Source organism: Bacillus sp. MMSF_3353 (assembly GCF_030733445.1).
Taxonomy (GTDB): Bacteria; Bacillota; Bacilli; order Bacillales; family Bacillaceae_G; genus Bacillus_A; species Bacillus_A wiedmannii.
Genome location: NZ_JASHJA010000001.1, coordinates 735441 through 753790 on the forward strand (window position 1 = coordinate 735441; position 18350 = coordinate 753790).

Consider the following 18350-nt stretch of genomic DNA (forward strand, 5'->3'; position numbering starts at 1 on the left):
TGAGCAAAAAAAGAGCCGTCGTTTGACGGCTCTTTTTTATTGCTCAATTACTGTTGCACTAATTTTAGGCATTCCTGTTTTATCTTTTTCATCGTAGGCGCCATAAATCGTTACTGTTGCACCTTTAGATATTTTTAGTCCGCTTTTGAGTGTTATTTCATTTTCGTTTGATTGCACACCACTTTGTGCAATTTGAATAGTGTACATACCTTTTCCGTCATTTTCATTTGTACTTATGACAAAAGAAGGTAACACTGAAGATTTAAGTAATAAATCTACCGTTCCTGTAGCTTTAAGCCTTTTTCCTTTTTCGTATTGATCTCCATTTGCTTTAACAAAACTAACTTCTTCAGCATCTTGCTTTATCTTCTTATTTAATTCATCCTGAGATGTTAAATCTTTTTTAATTTCTTGTTGAGATGTGATGTTTGTTTTTTCGCTTGATTCATTTTGTTTGGAAGAATCACAAGCTGTTAGACCTAACAATAGGGTACTTCCGACGCAAAGACTTATAAGTTTTTTATACATTTTCATTATCCTCCTCTATATCCTCTATCCAAATTTCTTCCATGTGCAATTTTAATTCTTTTGCAATTTTGTAAGCTGTAAGAAAACTAGGGAGCGTCGTGTTATTAACAAGTGAGCTCATTGTAGTTTGACTAATTCCAATAAGTTTTGAAAATTCCTTTTGACGTATTTCTCTTTCAGCAAAAATAATACGAAGTTTACATTTTAATCGCACAATATCACCTCTTTAATTATATACAATTCGCATATGGAAATGTGTCCTCCTTTAATTTAATCAACGAACATTTAGAAAAGTTTAAATGGACAGGCAATATAGCTCCTTCTAAGTCATATACCTATATCAAGACCACGAGGAACACCAAGTGGAACTAAAGACATCGTGAGAGGAGATGGTTACATGCGTTGGCAGTATAATCACTTGAACACAACTCAATATTTACATCCTTCAAAAGAATTAAGAGATATGTACAATGAATCAAGATCAAGAGCAGAAACCGAATCTATTCTAAATCACATGAAAAATCATGAAGTTTATGATCGAAAAGAATATAAGAGGTATTTCAGCTTGTCACAGGTATTAGAAGAAGATCTATATGGAGAGGAAGAAGATGTTTTAGACTGGGGAATTTTAATGGATTGTTATGATGTCATCCTTACGAGAAAAGGTATTTCATTTCGTGAAAAGGAAGAGGAGGAATAATCATGACACTAGCAGGGGAAGCAATAATAATTTGGACGGCAACAGGTTTGTCAGTAGTTGCAATGAGGGCAGCAGAAAAAATGGGGAAGAGTGTTCCTCATTGGCTTCCACGAATAACCTTGTACACAACGCTCACAGGCTCGTTCTTATATCTTCTAGGTTATGTTCTCATTTTGTTTCTATGAGAGAATACCAAGTGGAATTTAATCATCGTGCAGAACCTAAGGTTTTTAGCTTGTACGTTCGTATTCCTTGAAACAGGGATATATACCCTCTATAAGAGGGATATAGGGAGTGGTTTTATGTTGGAATTATTATCGGTACCGTTGGCGGCAATAATTTTCGCTATATTCGGTGATAAGCTCAAAAATAAAGAGGATGACCGGAAAAAGATACAAGTATTTTTTGAAGTAAGTGGAATTGCAATTAGGAGTAATGAAAAATTACAGTATCCAGTTTTTATTGAGCAAAAAGATGATGATCGTAGTACGACTTATGTGTATCGATTGCCAGTAGGGATGCCGTCAAAAATCATTCAAAAGGTAGAGGATGTTGTAAGTGAAGGATTAAATAAGCCTGTACGAATCCAATATGATAATTACAAATTGAATATTCGTGTGTTTTATAAAGATGTTCCAGATAAATGGGACTGGGAAGTTGGTTTGATAAAGAAAGGAAAATGGCAGGTTCCTATGGGACAAAGTTTAGAAAGATTAATATATCATGACTTTGATAAAACACCACATATGGCATTAGGCGGACTTACGCGAATGGGTAAAACAGTATTTTTAAAGAATGTATTTACTTCGCTTACTTTAGCGCAACCAGAGCATATTCGCTTATACATTATTGATTTAAAAGGTGGTTTAGAGTTCGGGCCATATAAGAATTTAAAACAAGTGGATTCCGTTGCAGAGAAGCCTATAGAAGCTTTTATGGTATTAAACAATATTCTTAGGAAGATGGAAGAGACAATGCTGTATATGAAAGCCAGACATTATACAAATGTTGTAGAAACGAATATGAAAGAGCGATATTTCATCATAGTAGACGAAGGTGCGGAACTTTGCCCTGATAAAAGTATGAAAAAAGAACAGCAAAAACTATTAGGAGCGTGTCAGCAAATGCTCTCTCATATTGCTCGTATAGGTGGAGCGTTAGGGTTTAGATTGATTTTCTGTACACAGTATCCGACAGGAGATACATTGCCACGACAAGTAAAACAGAATAGTGATGCGAAATTGGGCTTCAGATTACCGACTCAAACAGCTTCTGGTGTTGTGATAGATGAATCAGGATTAGAATCGATAAAAAGTATTCCTGGACGTGCAATTTTTAAAACAGACAGGTTAACTGAAATTCAAGTGCCTTACATTAGTAATGAAATAATGTGGAACCATTTAAAACAATATGAGGTGAAAAAACATGAGGATGCAAACACACATGAAAATCAATCGTCAAATGGCGATACTTGCGACGATTAGAAAATTACAATTTGCAACAAGAAGGCATTTAATGTGTGTTCATGAAATGGGAGGGATAAGGAACGCAAATAGGATTATGAATGATTTATCTACTTACACAAGTAAAGTGATTCACAACAAAGAGTATGTTTATTATTTAAATCAATCAGGACATAAGTTGTTTGGCGAAGGTAAAGTGGTTCATCATAGTAAAATGTCACATGCTATATTGCGCAATGAAGCTTGGCTACATTTGTTTTGCCCAGATGACTGGCAAGTAGAAACAGAAATTAGATATATAAAAGATAATAAAAAGAAGAAGATAATTCCTGATGTGAAATTTCGTGACGAGGACAGAATACTTCATGCTGTAGAAATAGATCGTACCCAAAAGATGGTGGTCAATGACGAGAAATTAAAATGTTACGAGGAGCTTACTAAAATATATAAACAAAAATATAACGGAAAAGTGCCAGTTATCCATTTCTTTACCATAACCAAATATAGAGAAAAGAAATTGGAACAACTGGTAGCAAAATATGATGTGTTTGTAAAAGTATATGTAATTCAAGAAATTTAATTCTGTAGGAGTTAACGGAGATAGTAAATGGGAATATATATAAGAAGAGAGTGATCGCAAACGACCACTCTCTTTTGACCACGCAGACCACATTGACCACAACCTGTACCACATTTATTATTTACTTTATGTCCATTTTGTCTAAAATAGAAAATATAGCTGGACAAGAATACACGTTTTATCACATAATGGACACAATGCATCTTTAGAGGTGTAAAGAAAAAACATTGACAAATATAAAATGGCTAGCTATAATTTTGTTTGTTGCCTTGAGGTGATATGATATGAAATGGTCCATCCATCAATTGAATAAATTGAGAAATAAAGGATTGACATTGGATGAGATGGTAGATGTAAGTGAGCTACAAGAGGTCGAGAAAGATATTCGTGAAATTAATCCTGCTCATGTAACAGGAAGAGTTGATTTTGGCTCCGGTAAGTTTACGTTCCATCTACATATAACTGGAAGCATGGTTTTACCATGTTCTCGCTCTTTAGTAGATGTGACATTACCATTTGACATTAAAACAACTGAGGTGTTCCAAACTTCACAAGAAGAATTTGAAACTGAAGCTGAAATTCATTGTTTAGAAGGAGAAGTACTTGACTTACTGCCCGTAATCAAGGAAAATATACTTTTGGAGATTCCAATGCAAATTTTCAGTGATGATGTTTCTGGTGGAGCACCGATGCAAGGTCAAGACTGGCAAGTGATTTCGGAAGAAAACAAAGAAAAGACTGTTGATCCACGATTAGCAGGACTTGCAAAGTTTTTTGACAAATAATCGGAAGACTGGTTTAGGCCTTCATATGAAAATAACTATTTCTTTTAAGGAGGTGGGAAGAATGGCTGTACCTTTTAGAAGAACTTCTAAAACAGTAAAAAGAAAGCGTCGTACGCATTTCAAATTATCAGTACCTGGTATGGTAGAGTGCCCAAGCTGTGGTGAAGCGAAATTAGCTCACCGTGTATGTAAAGCATGCGGTACTTACAAAGGTAAAGAAGTAATCAGCAAGTAATTGCGGGAAAATAAACGTAGAAGATATCTTCTGCGTTTATTTTTTTTGTCTTATTCTTTATTTGTTGTATTCTATCTTTTCTAGTAACTGCATATGCTTAATAAAAAATGCATAGGGAGGACTAGAGAGATGGCGACAACAAGACAAGATGCTTGGACTGATGATGAAGATTTGCTTCTGGCAGAAGTAGTACTCCGGCATATTCGAGAAGGTGGAACGCAATTATCTGCCTTTAAAGAAGTGGGAAGACATTTATCTCGTACACCAGCAGCATGTGGCTTTAGATGGAATTCTTACGTTAGAAAGCAATACAAAGAACGTATTGAAGAAGCGAAGCAACTACGTAAAGTAGAAAATTATGAAGTAAAAGAGACAAAGGTAGTAGAGCCTACGTCAATTACATTGAATGATGTTATTGATTTCTTGCAAAATTATAAAGATGAAAACTCTTTAATGGTGTTGCAACAGCAAATTGAATCGTTACAAACAGAGAGAGAGAGTCTTTTGGAGCGATTATCAGTATATGAGGAAGAGTATAGAACATTGCTTGATTATATCGATCAAAAAAGAAGTGTAATGGTAGCGGAAAGAAATAGCGCTCGTTCGAATGGGAAATTAGAAAAGTTAAAGAAATAAAAAAACAGCTGCTATGTAGCTGTTTTTTTATTTCTTATGCAGACTCTTCGTTTGTAACCGTATTCAAATTTGTTTCTGGGTTCCAAACATAAAAATCACCATCAGGTACTGATACAGGCTGGAAATTTAATTTATCCCAAAAACCAGCTGAATGGATACGTGCGATCGTTTTAATTGGGAACTGTAGCCCCTTCGCATAATTTACAAGCATTTCTCCGAATCCTTGTTTTTGGAAAGTTGGTAACACTTCAAGTTTATAGAGTTCTAGGTAAGTACCTGTAATTTCGAATGGTTCTCCGCCGTTCCTTTTCATATATAGACTCATACGTGCAATTAGTGATCCGCCATAATAAATACCGTAAAATGGAGATTCACTATCGTTTTCAATAATGTTTGCCTGTAATTCTTCTAACATGGATAGTTCTTGAGCTCCGCAACCTTTAAATTTTTTAAATTCGTCTAATGTTTTATAATTGATGAGCAAGCGCTCAACTTTTGGGAATCCCATAACATCACATCCTTTTCTTGTCTCGTTGAATGCAGAAAAGTAAAAATATTTACAATAATATTATAACTCATTTTTTTATTTTTATGAAGAAGATAGTATATTTCTTTTATTATTTTTTTGAGGATTTGCTAAACTAAGAGTAGAAACATATTAATAGGTAGTATATACATATTGAAAGTAGAGGTTGCATTTGTTTGTTAAAGAGTAATGAAATTGTAAACTATGTTCATGGAATTGAGAAAGGTAAAGTGAAACTGTAATCAGTGGGATTTGTTCACCTTTAGTTAATTATGATTCCGCACCAATCAGGCGTTTGCGGGATAAAAAGGGGGAGGGAAAAGGGACTTGTGTAACGTATTTATATGAGTTCCTTGTGTGAAAATGAAAATCGGAGTTGTGGGACCAGGAGCTATCGGTCTGTTATATGCATTTTATTTACAAAAAAGTAATCAAGATGTTACGTTGTTTACAAGGACAGCTAAACAGGCTGAGGAATTGAATAGAACGGGTGTAACTTGTATGAGGGAGGAAAAACGTGAAACCGTATTCCCACCTGCTTTACCAATAGAAAGTATGCTAGACCAGAAGCTAGACTATATATTTATTGCTGTTAAGCAATATCATATAACTGACATACTACCTTTTGTGCGAGGGGAATCCTCATTAATCTTTTTGCAAAACGGAATGTCGCACCTTCATGCTATGCAGCAAATAAGGAATGAAAATATTGCGGTTGGGATTGTAGAGCATGGTGCAAAAAAAGAAGAAAGACATATCGTTTATCATACGGGGATAGGTGTAACGAAGTTTGGAATCGTGCACGGCCAGTCTATACATTTTGAAAAAATATTTAATTGCTTTCCATTTCCTCATTTTCCGATTCAAATAGAAGATGATTGGAAGGATGTCATGCACAAAAAATTAGTAGTTAATGTATGTATCAATCCATTGACAGCATTATTACAAGTCCAGAACGGAGAGTTGATTACGAACCCGTTTTTTTATCGATTGATGGAGCAAGTTTTTCAGGAAGTCGTTTTTCTTGTTAAAGAAGAAAAAGAAATGGTATGGAAAATGGTACGTCACGTATGTGAAAGAACGTCTCGTAATACATCATCTATGCTGGCAGATGTAAGGGCAAATAGACAAACGGAAATCGGTGCGATTGTTGGATATGTATTAGAAGAAGCTAAGAAACAGCAACGATCTGTTCCGACACTGCAATTTTTGTTCGATGCAATAAAAGGATTAGAAGTAAAAGAATAAGTGTAATTCTTTGCTTTTACGTGCAACATTGACTACAATGTGGATTGGTGAGAGAACAGGATACGAAAGGAAGAATTATATGGAGATAAAAGAAATCTCTGTTCCGCAACAAGGTGTTGTAGCGGACTATATGAACGGTAAAAAAGAGATACAGTCGTGTTTTGACTATATGTTAACAGAAGATGCTTTTAAACAGCGTGTACATGATTTGCGTGAGAGGGAGTTTTTCCGCCAAGGTTTAGTAGCGCATTTATTAGAATATAATACAAAATTACAAGCGGGAGAAGCTACGATTCAAAATGTAAAAGCGCTTGGAGATGAAAATACATATGTTGTTATAGCTGGACAACAAGCTGGGTTATTAACTGGACCACTTTATACAATTCATAAAATTATTTCAGTTTTACAGCTTGCGAGGGAAAAGGAAGAAAGTTTAGGTGTTAAAGTCGTTCCTGTTTTCTGGATTGCTGGTGAAGACCATGATATGGATGAAATTAATCATACTTTTGTAACGAAGAATAAAAAAATAAAAAAGACTATTTTTCATGACCGTAATCCGAAAGTGGCGAGTGCTTCAGAGTCCGAGCTTTCTTTGGAAGACTGTAGAAAGTGGATTGAAGAAATTTTCAAAACATACCCTGAAACGAATTTTACAAAGGATGTACTGCAATTTATTGATGATTCTTTGGGGAAATCGAATACGTATGTAGATTTCTTTGCCCATCTTATTATGAAAATGTTCGTTAATTCTGGTTTAATTCTTGTTGATTCGCATCATCCTGAATTAAGAAAATTAGAAGTGCCGTTTTTTAAGCAAATTATAGGTAAGTATAAAGAAGTGCAAGAGGGGCTTCATAACCAACAGGAAATAATTAAAGAATTAGGATATAAACCGATTATTGAAACAAAGTATAATGCAGTACATATATTCATGGAAATTGATAATGAGCGAGTATTACTTGAAGACGATCAAGGGAAGTTTGTAGGGAAGGATGGAGCGTATTCCTTTTCATATGAGGAATTGATGGAAGAGATGGAAAGAAGTCCGGAACGCTTTAGTAATAATGTTGTAACGCGCCCTCTTATGCAAGAGTATCTATTTCCTACGCTCGCGTTTATTGGAGGACCAGGGGAATTAGCTTACTGGAGTGAATTGCAACAAGTTTTCCATACGATTGGTTTCCAAATGCCGCCTGTCGTTCCGCGTATTACAATCACTTATGTAGAGAGGGATATAGCGACAGATTTATACGATTTGCAATTGCAAGACAGTGATCCTTTTTTAAATAACGTAGATAAGTTGCGTGAAAACTGGTTATCTAATCAAATAGAGGAACCGATAGATGATCGATTTGTAGAGGCGAAAAAAGAAATAATTGATATCCATACGTCATTACAACAGTTTGTGAAGAAAATAGATCCTGGATTAAGTGCGTTTGCAGGGAAAAATGAATTCAAAATTAATGAACAAATTGAACTGTTGGAAAGAATGTTGAAAAGAAATGTTGAGAAAAAACATGAAGTACAGCTAAATAAATTCCGTCGTATACAATTTGCACTTCGTCCATTAGGGGCGCCGCAAGAGCGTGTGTGGAATGTATGTTACTATTTAAATCAGTTTGGTTTGGATTTCGTTGATCGTGTAATGGAAAAATCGTTTTCTTGGGACGGAAAACATCATGTTATAAAACTATAGAATCTTGCTCTTAGGAGCAGGATTTTATTTTTGTCTTGTTGAATTTACTGTGAAGTGAAATTTTTCTGAATTATCAATTTTAAAAAAGTGAATATCGTAATTATGCAGGATACTTAAATATATGACAAAATAGCACAAAATGTAAACGTATTATCATCTTTTTCGACAGTTTTTTATTTAAATTCCCGCAAAAGATGATAAAATTTAGTATATAATAAAAGAAAATAGCGATTTGTATAGTATGCTGCTTTTGTAGGCAAGTTAAATGAGTCGTTCTTTCATAGTATTTCGTTCTCTAATCGTGAAATATGCGTTTGGAGGAGGAGATGCATTCAACATAATTAATTGGAAAAAGAGTAGGTGCAACAATGTTTAAACACGTAACAGTGCTTTTGAAGGAAACAGTAGACGGCTTAGATATAAAGCCAGGTGGTACATATGTAGATTGTACACTGGGGGGAGGAGGACATAGTTCTTATTTATTATCCCAATTAACTGAAGGTGGAAGATTAATCGCGTTTGATCAAGATGAGATAGCGATTCAAAATGCGAAAGAAAGATTCTCTTCATACGGTGAGCAGTTCATAACAGTAAAGAGTAATTTCCGTTATTTATCTGAAAAACTACAGGAATTAGGTATAACAGAAGTAGATGGTATTTTATTTGATTTAGGTGTTTCATCCCCACAATTAGATACACCAGAGCGTGGCTTTAGTTATCATCATGATGCACCGTTAGATATGCGGATGGATCAAGATGCCCCATTAACAGCATATGATGTTGTAAATAGCTGGTCATATGAGCAACTTGTAAGAATTTTCTTCCAGTATGGTGAAGAGAAATTTTCAAAACAAATAGTAAGGAAAATTGAAGCGTATCGTGAGAATAAAGCTATTGAAACGACAGGAGAATTAGTAGAACTAATTAAAGAGGGTATTCCAGCTCCTGCTCGTAGAACGGGTGGACACCCTGCGAAGCGAGTGTTCCAAGCAATCCGTATTGCGGTAAATGATGAATTGAAAGTATTTGAAGAAGCGTTGGAATCTGCAATTGAGATGGTCAAGCCGGGCGGAAGAGTTAGTGTTATAACATTCCATTCTTTAGAAGACCGTATTTGTAAAACGACGTTTAAACGAAATAGCACAACGCCACAATTGCCACCAGGATTACCGATTATTCCTGATGAATTTAAGCCAAAATTAAAGCTTATTACGAGAAAACCGATTTTACCTTCTGATATAGAGTTAGAAGAAAATAATCGAGCGCGTTCTGCGAAATTGAGAATCGCTGAAAAACGATAAAAAGGGGAGAGAGGTATGAGTAACTTAGCTGTAAAGTACAAACAACAAGCGCAAGAAGAGATACAGATTCAAACGCCCCCACAGCAGATGGTTCAGCCAAAAGCTAAAGCGAAGATTACAAGAATCGAAAAACTGTTGTATGTAGCATTTATTGGCTTTTTATTGTATGCCTGTGTAGCGTTTATTGGAAATAAAGCAGGCCTTTATCAAGTTAATGTAGAAGCAGCGACGATAGAACAAAAAATTGTACAGAAGCAAAAAGAAAATCAAGAGTTACAGGCTGAAGTAGAGAAGTTAAGTCGCTATGAACGAATCGCTGAAGTTGCAAAAAAACACGGGCTAGAAATTAATGCGAATAATGTGAAGGGCCTCAAATAAGGCAATAGGTGTGAAGGGAAAATGAAGAGAAATATGACTAAATTTCATACCAATAAGGGAGCAGGGTATTTTATGATTTTATTCCTCCTGCTCTTTTTGCTATTATTAGCCCGATTTTTTTACATACAAGCAACAGGAACAGTGCATAATCAAGATTTGGATAAACTCGCTCAGCAAAAACATAGTAAAGCAGGAGTTCTCGAAGCAAATCGAGGAACGATTTATGACCAAAATGGTCATGTATTAGCGCAAGATGCAAACTCTTATAAACTTGTAGCGGAATTAAAAGGTGCGAAGCCGGTTGAGAATAAAGAGGACACTGCAAAGAAAATTGCAGGAGTACTTGGAAAAGGCGAAGAGGATATTTTAGCTGCGTTAAATAAAGATAAAAGTCAAGTGGAATTCGGGAAATTAGGTAAGGGCTTGACGAAAGAACAGAAAGATCAAATAGAAGCATTAAAATTGCCAGGTATATCTTTTATTACTGAAAATGCCAGAGTATATCCAAACGGTGATTTCGCATCTTATGTCGTAGGTCATGCGAGACCTGATGATAAGGGGATTGCTATAGGACAATTTGGTTTAGAAAAGAGTTTGGATAAGTATTTAGGAGCTTCTAACGGAGAAGTAGCTTATACAGGCGATCGTAGAGGCGTATCTCTTGACGGCGGAAAAGTGAATGTAAAGGCACCTAAAAATGGAGATAATGTATATTTAACGCTTGACCAGCGTATTCAAAGTTTTTTAGAAGACGCAATGAAAGAAGCGAGTAAACATTATGAACCAGAAAGCTTAATAGGGATTGTTGCGGATCCAAAAACAGGGAAAATATTAGGAATGTCTACTAAACCTAGTTATGATCCGAACCGAGAGGATATTAAATATTTTTATAATGACGCAATTGCAAATGCATTTGAACCTGGATCAACAATGAAAATTTTCACGCTAGCAGCAGCTATTAATGAAGGTGTGTACAAAGGACAAGATTATTATCAGTCTGGTACATATCAAGTCGGAAACCGAAAAATAAAAGATCATAACGGTGGCGCTGGATGGGGATCTATCACATTTGATGAAGGGGTAGAGCGCTCTTCCAACGTAGCGTTTGCAATTTTAGGGGATCAAAAACTTGGACCAGAACGATTCCGAAAATATATTCATAGTTTTGGATTAGATGAAAAAACGAAGATTGATTTACCTGGTGAAGGTTCAAATACAATTATATTCGATCAGCAAATACAGCAAGTAACAACAGCTTTTGGACAAGGTTCTACTGTAACACCAATTCAGCTTGTGCAAGCTGCAACTGCTATTGCAAATGACGGAAAAATGATGAAGCCTTATACAGTTGATAAAATTGTAAATCCAATAACAGGGGAAGTAAAATTAGAACATAAGCCAGAAGAAGTGGGAAAACCTGTTACAAAAGAAACAGCAGCGCAAGTAAGACAGTTATTAGAACGTGTTGTTACATCGCCGAAAGGAACAGGAACCGCTTATAAAGTCGATGGTTATTCAGTTGGTGGTAAAACAGGAACAGCCCAAATTCCGGATGGAAAAGGTGGCTATATGACAGGGAGAGAGAATTATATATTCTCGTTCTTAGGTATGGCACCTATGGATGATCCGCAACTTGTTGTATATGTAGCTGTTAAACAACCGAAATTGAAAGATGATGAGAGTGGCGCACAACCTTTAGCTGATATTTTTAAATATGTAACGAAGAATAGTTTAGAGTATTTAAAGATTAAGCCTAATGAAGTGAAAGATCCGAAGAAATATGTGAAAGAGCAGCAAACTGCTGTTCCAGATGTAACCGGAAAAACGATGGAAGAAGCGAAAAAAGCTATTGATAAAGCAAAACTTCGTCCAATCGTATTAGGTGAAGGGAAAGTACAGCAGCAAGTACCGAAAGCGACTGAACAAACATTGAAGGGTGACCGAGTCTTCTTAGTGGGAGATAAACCTACAATGCCAAATATACAAGGCTGGGCGCTTCGTGATGTTATGAATTTAGCAAAAACATTAAAGCTTAACCTAAAACCTACTGGTACCGGATACGTAACCGAACAAAGTGTGGCAGAAGGAACATTGTTACAACCTGGTACAGAGTTAGGTGTAACGCTTGTACCGCCACTTGAACCACAACAAGAAGCAGAAGAACAGTAATGGTAAAAGAGAAGAAGTTCTAATTAAATAAGTACAAGCATATATTGGAACAAGCTAGGCGTAAGGGAGGCTTGTTCCAATATGCGTGTATCAAATGTAACGGTTAGAAAACGACTTATTTTTATACTCATATCAGGTATACTTATTTTCACTATCATCGATATTCGTCTTGGATATGTGCAATTTTTTCTTGGCAATATGTTAACGGATCGTGCGAAGGATTCATGGAGTCGAAATATTACTTTTGAACCTGAACGTGGGAAAATTTTAGACCGGAATGGTGTGGAACTTGCTACGAATAAAAGTGCCCCAACTGTCTTTGTTGTACCGAGGCAAATTGAAAAACCAGCAGAGACTGCAGAGAAGTTAGCTGCAGTATTAGGTGTGGAAAAAGATGAGATTTATAAGAGAATTACAAAAAAAGAATCAATTGTAAGGTTAGATAAAGGCGGAAGGAAAATATCACATGATAAAGCGAAAGAGGTACGAGGATTAAGTTTGAAAGGTGTTTATATCGCAGAGGACTCTATCCGGTACTATCCATTTGGCAACTTTTTATCACACGTATTAGGGTTTGCAGGTAGTGATAACCAAGGTCTTATGGGACTGGAAAAATATTATGATAAAGAGCTAAATGGTGATGAAGGTCATGTGCGTTTTTTTGCAGATGCAAAAGGACAAAGGATGCCTAATGTTGGCGATGATTTCAAAAAACCAGAAGCTGGTTTGAATTTAGGTTTAACAATTGATGCACGTATTAATAGAATTATGGAAAGAGAAATGAATATTGCAGAGTCGACATATAATCCAGATGGTATGATTGCGATTGCAATGAATCCGAAAAATGGTGAAATTTTAGGTATGTCGAGTCGGCCGAGTTTTGATCCAGCAGATTTTCAAAGTGTTTCTCCAGAAGTGTATAATAGAAATTTACCAGTATGGAGTACGTATGAGCCTGGTTCAACATTTAAGATCATTACGTTAGCAGCAGCCTTGAATGAAAATTTAGTAGACTTAGAGAAAGATACGTTTTATGATGATGGAGCAGCTGAAGTGGGTGGAGCTAGATTGAAATGCTGGAAAGCGGGAGGCCATGGTAGCCAAACGTTTTTAGAAGTAGTTCAAAACTCATGTAACCCAGGATTTATTGAACTTGGTGATCGTCTTGGTAAAGACCGATTGTTTAAATACATTCGTAATTTTGGCTTTGGACAGAAAACCGGAATTGATTTGCAAGGTGAAGGTAGTGGGATTTTATTTAATTTAGATAAAGTCGGTCCAGTCGAGCAAGCAACTACTTCATTTGGTCAAGGAGTTTCTGTAACACCAATTCAACAAGTAGCAGCAGTAGCAGCGGCTGTAAATGGTGGGACATTGTATCAACCGTATATAGCTAAGGAATTTATTGATCCGAAAAATAATCAAGTTGTAAGTAAAAAGACACCTGTGGAAAAAAGAAAAGTTATTTCCAAGGAAACTTCAGAAAAAGTTCGGTATGCATTAGAGAATGTTGTAGCAAAGGGATCTGGTAAAGGTGCTTTCATTGATGGGTATCGTGTAGGTGGAAAAACAGGTACGGCTCAAAAGGTGAAAGATGGTAAATATTTAGAGAATAATTATATAGTATCTTTTATCGGTTTTGCTCCAGCGGATGATCCGGAAATTGTTGTCTATGTTGCTGTTGATAATCCGAAAGGTGTAACGCAATTTGGTGGAGTAGTAGCAGCTCCAATTGTTGGGAATATTCTTCGGGATGCACTTCCTGTTATGGGAGTGAAACCGAGAAAAGAACAAGTTGAGAGAGAATATAAATGGGGCGATACACCAACTGTGGAAGTTCCGAATTTAATTGGTATGAAAAAGAAAGACTTACAGACACAACTCGTCGATTTGAAGCTTGATATAAGTGGAGACGGAGAGAAAGTAATTAAACAATCCCCAGAAGCAGGAGCTAAAGTGAAAGAAGGCTCAAAAATTAGAATTTACTTCGGGAATTAAAGGTAACCTAGTACGTTTTATGGTACAATTGGTGGAAGTGAGTTCTTTATAGAAGAGTTACTTAATTTGAGGCTGTAAGAGCCCCAATTATAAATAAGTCTATTTATTAGACACAGTAGCACTTACCTCCTATTTTACATATTTAGGAGGTAACGTGTTGCTTATTAAAAAAGAGATAAATACACAATGTAGAGAGGGTTTAGTGAAATGAAGTTGCATACACTTTTATCATGTTTGCATGATTTTCCAGTTGTTCCAAAAGAAAATCCAGAAATCACATCTATAGAAGCTGATTCACGTAAAGTGAAAGAGGGAAGCTTATTTGTATGTATGAAAGGATATACGGTTGATAGCCATGATTTTGCTAAGCAAGCAGCGGCACAAGGAGCGGCTGCTATTGTTGCGGAAAGACCAATTGATGTTGACGTTCCAGTTGTACTTGTGAAAAACACTTTTCGTTCGTTAGCGGTTTTAGCTGATTATTTTTATGGTCAACCAACACACAAGTTACATTTAATCGGAATTACAGGTACAAATGGAAAGACAACAACATCGCATATTATGGATGAGATTATGCGCGCACATGGTCATAAAACGGGGCTAATTGGAACGATTAATATGAAAATCGGTGATGAAACATTTGAGGTGAAAAATACAACACCAGATGCACTAACACTTCAACAGACATTTTTAAAAATGGTTGAGCACGGTGTAGATAGTACAGTAATGGAAGTTTCGTCACATGCTTTAGATCTTGGTCGTGTACACGGATGTGATTACGATGTAGCAGTGTTTACAAATTTAACACAAGATCATTTAGACTATCATAAAACGATGGAAGAATATAAACATGCAAAAGGGTTGCTATTTGCACAACTTGGCAATAGTTATAACCATGATCGTGAAAAGTACGCGGTACTGAATAACGATGATGCTGTAACTGCGGAATATATGAGAAGTACTGCGGCAACTGTTGTAACGTATGGAATTGATACAACAAGTGATATTATGGCCAAAGATATCGTTATGACGAGTGCTGGAACTACATTTACGCTTGTAACACCGTATGAAAGTGTAAATGTTACGATGAAATTGATTGGGAAATTTAATGTATATAACGTACTAGCGGCAACAGCGGCAGGACTTGTTTCTGGTGTAAGTTTAGAAACGGTTATTGATGTAATAAAGCAACTAGCTGGAGTTCCAGGACGTTTTGAAGTAGTTGATGGTGGACAAAATTATACAGTTATTGTTGATTATGCACATACACCAGATAGCTTAGAGAATGTATTAAAAACAGCAAAACAGTTTGCAAAAGGCGATGTATATTGCATCGTCGGTTGTGGTGGAGATAGAGATCGAACAAAGAGACCAATCATGGCAAGTGTTGCAACAAAATATGCAACTCATGCAATTTACACTTCAGATAATCCAAGAAGTGAAGAGCCAGGGGCTATTTTAGATGATATGGTGCAGGGTGCAAATGGGAATAATTATGAAGTAATTATTGATAGAAAAGAAGCGATATACCATGCAATTGCTAACGCGAAAGCTGAAGATATCATCATTATTGCTGGTAAGGGTCATGAAACGTATCAAATTATTGGTAAAGACGTTCATCATTTTGACGATCGTGAAGTCGCTAAAGAAGCAATTACAGAGCGTTTAAACAACGAAGAGTAACAACATGAGAGGAGGACTACATGTGCTTGAGCAAGGTTTATTAGTAACGGCTGGGGTAGCATTCTTAATTTCTGTTGCCCTTTCGCCATTGTTTATTCCATTTTTAAGGAAATTAAAGTTCGGACAGAGTATTCGTGATGAGGGACCAAAGTCACATCAAAAAAAATCAGGGACACCTACAATGGGTGGTATTGTCATATATGTATCTATGATGGTAACTTCACTTATTATGGCGATTAAGTTTAATCATTTAGGTGCAGAGGTTTCGTTATTATTATTAGTGACATTTGGCTACGGATTAATTGGATTTTTAGATGACTACATAAAGGTAGTTAAGAAGAGAAATCTTGGTTTAACATCAAAACAAAAATTAGTAGGTCAGCTTGTTATTGCTATTGCGTTCTTTTTAATTGGAAAAGGGCAAGCGCTCCACACATACATCATGATTCCGGGAACAGATGTTAAGTTTGAACTAGGTTGGGCGTATTTTGTACTTGTATTATTTATGCTTATTGGTGGATCAAATGCAGTTAACTTAACTGACGGTTTAGATGGTTTATTATCAGGAACAGCTGCTATTGCATTTGGAGCTTTTAGTATTATTGCAGTAGCGCAAGAGCAATTTGGAGTAGCGATATTCTGTATGGCAGTTGTAGGAGCTGTACTTGGATTTTTAGTATTCAATGCAAATCCAGCGAAAGTGTTTATGGGAGATACAGGTTCCTTAGCTTTAGGTGGAGCCATTGCAGCTGTAGCGATTTTATTAAAACAAGAATTACTACTTGTAATCATTGGTGGAGTATTCGTAATGGAAACTTTATCTGTTATTATTCAGGTCATTTCTTTTAAAACAACAGGAAAACGTGTCTTTAAAATGAGTCCATTACACCATCATTATGAATTATGTGGTTGGTCAGAGTGGCGTGTTGTTGTGACATTTTGGTCTGTAGGATTTTTATTAGCTGTGTTAGGAATTTATATCGGGGTGTGGATGTAATTGAAAACTGTAACTGAATTTCAAAATAAAAATATTCTTGTATTAGGCATTGCAAAAAGTGGTTATGCAGCAGCTACGTTGTTACAAAAATTAGGGGCAAATGTTATTGTAAATGACGGAAAGCCTTTAGCAGATAATGTACTTGCTGCAGAATTACAAGCAAAAGGAATGGACGTTGTATGCGGTGGTCATCCTTTAGAATTGTTAGAGAGAAATATTTCTCTTGTAGTAAAAAATCCAGGAATCCCGTATTCTAATCCAATATTAGTTGCTGCGAAAGAAAAGCAAATCCCAATTGTTACGGAAGTTGAATTAGCATATCGTATTTCAGAAGCGCCATTTGTTGGGATTACGGGGTCTAACGGTAAAACGACGACGACAATGCTTGCATTTGAAATGCTAAAAGAAGGACAAAAGCATCCTATAATTGCAGGGAACATAGGAACTGTAGCGTGTGAAGTAGCACAGGATGCAAAAGAAAATGAAGTTGTAGTTACAGAGCTTTCATCGTTCCAACTGATGGGAGTAGAATTGTTCCAACCTAAAATTGCTGCGTTTTTAAATTTATTTGAGGCCCACTTAGATTATCACGGGACGAAGAAGGAATATGGTTTAGCAAAAGCAAATATTTTTAAAAACCAAACAGAAAATGATTATAGTGTAATAAATGCAGATGATGCAGATGTGATGGCTTTATCTGCTTATAGTAAAGGGCAAAAAGTACTATTCTCGACAAAGAAAGAAATTGAAGATGGTGCGTGTATAAAAGAGAATGCTCTTTGTTTTAAAGGTGAAAAAGTTGTTGAAGTAGGCGATATCGTTTTACCTGGTCAACATAATTTAGAAAATATTTTAGCAGCGATGAGTATCGGAAAATTATTGGGTGTTTCTAATGAAGCGATTACGGTGGTATTAAAACGTTTTACAGGTGTAAAACATCGTTTAGAATATGTAACAACTATTAACAATCGTAAGGTTTATAATGACTCAAAAGCAACGAATATGTTAGCGACTGAGAAAGCTTTATCTGCGTTTACACAACCGATTGTGTTATTAGCAGGTGGGCTTGATCGTGGAAATGAATTCGATGATTTAATTCCATATTTCAAAAATGTAAAAGCAATTGTAACATTTGGACAAACAGCTCCAAAACTAGTAAGAGCTGCAGAAAAAGCGGGATTAGATACAATTGAAAGTGTCGATACTTTAGATGAAGCGGTAGTGAAAGCTTATGCTCATTCTACAGATGGCGATGTAATTCTTCTTTCTCCAGCATGTGCAAGCTGGGATCAATTTAAAACATTTGAAGAAAGAGGAGACATTTTTATACAAGCTGTGCATAAACTTATATAAAGTAAATCAAAACATCAGTAGGCTAACACCTACTGATGTTTTGTTACATAGGGCAAAAGTTTCTGCCTAAAGAG

19 protein-coding genes are annotated in these 18350 nt (G+C 36.0%); 16 read left to right on the forward strand and 3 right to left on the reverse strand.

Features of this window, described 5'->3' with window-relative positions:
- Nucleotides 1-36: 36 nt before the first annotated feature.
- Together RBB48_RS04095 and RBB48_RS04100 are read right to left on the reverse strand one after the other, a co-directional pair.
- Entirely contained in the window at nt 37-528 is a 492-nt protein-coding gene (locus RBB48_RS04095) for a hypothetical protein (protein WP_306007420.1), read from the reverse strand.
- Complete coding sequence (locus RBB48_RS04100; protein WP_306007421.1) at nt 521-742, reverse strand: helix-turn-helix transcriptional regulator; 222 nt, start codon at nt 740-742, stop codon at nt 521-523. The genes RBB48_RS04095 and RBB48_RS04100 overlap by 8 nt, the downstream gene beginning before the upstream one ends.
- 183 nt (nt 743-925) lie before the next feature.
- Between RBB48_RS04100 and RBB48_RS04105 the strand changes: the two genes are divergently transcribed.
- The 7 genes from RBB48_RS04105 (at nt 926) to RBB48_RS04135 (ending at nt 4927) form a co-directional block, all read left to right on the forward strand.
- Complete coding sequence (locus RBB48_RS04105) at nt 926-1228, forward strand: hypothetical protein (RefSeq protein WP_306007422.1); 303 nt, start codon at nt 926-928, stop codon at nt 1226-1228.
- Nucleotides 1229-1230: 2 nt separating this feature from the next.
- On the forward strand, nt 1231-1413 hold the full coding sequence (locus RBB48_RS04110; RefSeq protein ID WP_306007423.1) for a hypothetical protein: 183 nt from the start codon (nt 1231-1233) through the stop codon (nt 1411-1413).
- 117 nt (nt 1414-1530) lie between these two features.
- Nucleotides 1531-2712 (forward strand): FtsK/SpoIIIE domain-containing protein, encoded by a 1182-nt coding sequence (locus RBB48_RS04115; RefSeq protein WP_306007424.1) that lies wholly within the window; start codon nt 1531-1533, stop codon nt 2710-2712.
- Nucleotides 2654-3271 carry a replication-relaxation family protein gene (locus tag RBB48_RS04120; RefSeq protein ID WP_306007425.1) on the forward strand — a complete coding sequence of 206 codons (618 nt, stop codon included), beginning with the start codon at nt 2654-2656 and terminating at the stop codon, nt 3269-3271. The genes RBB48_RS04115 and RBB48_RS04120 overlap by 59 nt, the downstream gene beginning before the upstream one ends.
- Nucleotides 3272-3555: 284 nt before the next feature.
- Nucleotides 3556-4056, forward strand: coding sequence for a YceD family protein (locus RBB48_RS04125; protein WP_000872150.1), 501 nt, complete (start codon nt 3556-3558; stop codon nt 4054-4056).
- Between the two features lie 61 nt (nt 4057-4117).
- On the forward strand, nt 4118-4291 hold the full coding sequence (rpmF, locus tag RBB48_RS04130) for a 50S ribosomal protein L32 (RefSeq protein WP_001984764.1): 174 nt from the start codon (nt 4118-4120) through the stop codon (nt 4289-4291).
- Nucleotides 4292-4420: 129 nt separating this feature from the next.
- Complete coding sequence (locus RBB48_RS04135; RefSeq protein ID WP_000246481.1) at nt 4421-4927, forward strand: RsfA family transcriptional regulator; 507 nt, start codon at nt 4421-4423, stop codon at nt 4925-4927.
- 34 nt (nt 4928-4961) lie between these two features.
- On the opposite strand, the gene RBB48_RS04140 is transcribed toward RBB48_RS04135, so the two are convergent.
- Complete coding sequence (locus RBB48_RS04140) at nt 4962-5435, reverse strand: N-acetyltransferase (protein WP_000506704.1); 474 nt, start codon at nt 5433-5435, stop codon at nt 4962-4964.
- Nucleotides 5436-5810: 375 nt separating this feature from the next.
- On the opposite strand from RBB48_RS04140, the gene panE reads away from it, so the two are divergent.
- From panE to murD, 9 genes are all read left to right on the forward strand, one after another.
- Nucleotides 5811-6701 carry a 2-dehydropantoate 2-reductase gene (panE, locus tag RBB48_RS04145; protein WP_088064312.1) on the forward strand — a complete coding sequence of 297 codons (891 nt, stop codon included), beginning with the start codon at nt 5811-5813 and terminating at the stop codon, nt 6699-6701.
- A gap of 79 nt (nt 6702-6780) precedes the next feature.
- The gene (gene bshC / locus RBB48_RS04150; protein WP_088064311.1) at nt 6781-8397 is read left to right on the forward strand and encodes a bacillithiol biosynthesis cysteine-adding enzyme BshC; all 1617 of its coding nucleotides are present in this window, start codon (nt 6781-6783) and stop codon (nt 8395-8397) included.
- A 368-nt stretch (nt 8398-8765) separates the two neighbouring features.
- Complete coding sequence (gene rsmH, locus RBB48_RS04155; protein ID WP_000472512.1) at nt 8766-9698, forward strand: 16S rRNA (cytosine(1402)-N(4))-methyltransferase RsmH; 933 nt, start codon at nt 8766-8768, stop codon at nt 9696-9698.
- Between the two features lie 15 nt (nt 9699-9713).
- Nucleotides 9714-10076, forward strand: coding sequence for a cell division protein FtsL (ftsL, locus tag RBB48_RS04160; protein WP_000067078.1), 363 nt, complete (start codon nt 9714-9716; stop codon nt 10074-10076).
- A gap of 21 nt (nt 10077-10097) precedes the next feature.
- A complete protein-coding gene (locus tag RBB48_RS04165; RefSeq protein WP_079998456.1) occupies nt 10098-12245 on the forward strand; it encodes a penicillin-binding protein in 2148 nt (715 codons plus the stop codon).
- Between the two features lie 81 nt (nt 12246-12326).
- A complete protein-coding gene (locus RBB48_RS04170; protein WP_001266227.1) occupies nt 12327-14243 on the forward strand; it encodes a stage V sporulation protein D in 1917 nt (638 codons plus the stop codon).
- Between the two features lie 207 nt (nt 14244-14450).
- A complete protein-coding gene (gene murE, locus RBB48_RS04175; protein WP_048546093.1) occupies nt 14451-15926 on the forward strand; it encodes a UDP-N-acetylmuramoyl-L-alanyl-D-glutamate--2,6-diaminopimelate ligase in 1476 nt (491 codons plus the stop codon).
- 22 nt (nt 15927-15948) lie between these two features.
- Nucleotides 15949-16923, forward strand: coding sequence for a phospho-N-acetylmuramoyl-pentapeptide-transferase (mraY, locus tag RBB48_RS04180; protein WP_088064308.1), 975 nt, complete (start codon nt 15949-15951; stop codon nt 16921-16923).
- Nucleotides 16924-18276 (forward strand): UDP-N-acetylmuramoyl-L-alanine--D-glutamate ligase, encoded by a 1353-nt coding sequence (gene murD, locus RBB48_RS04185; protein ID WP_097889655.1) that lies wholly within the window; start codon nt 16924-16926, stop codon nt 18274-18276.
- The last annotated feature ends 74 nt before the right edge of the window (nt 18277-18350 follow it).